Origin of the sequence: Pseudoalteromonas sp. P1-25 (assembly GCF_001401805.1) — a bacterium.
Taxonomy (GTDB): Bacteria; Pseudomonadota; Gammaproteobacteria; order Enterobacterales; family Alteromonadaceae; genus Pseudoalteromonas.
The window spans coordinates 1-230 of sequence record NZ_LKDW01000136.1; the positions used below are offsets into that span (position 1 = coordinate 1).

The 230-nt window shown below is 47.0% G+C and carries 1 tRNA gene; it reads right to left on the bottom strand.

The annotated features are described in order from the left end of the window. Positions 1 to 89 (bottom strand) — tRNA-Ser (locus tag AN393_RS19870). Positions 90 to 230 lie beyond the last annotated feature (141 nt).

Consider the following 230-nt stretch of genomic DNA (forward strand, 5'->3'; position numbering starts at 1 on the left):
GGAGAAGGAGGGATTCGAACCCTCGATAGAGCTACAAACTCTATACTCCCTTAGCAGGGGAGCTCCTTCGGCCACTCGGACACCTCTCCAACGCATAACAGATTGTATTAACGGTAGTTTATTCATACCATTAATTAAATAGTGGTGGAGAGATAGGGATTTGAACCCTAGATAGGCTACAAACCTATGCCGGTTTTCAAGACCGGTGCATTCGACCACTCTGCCATCTC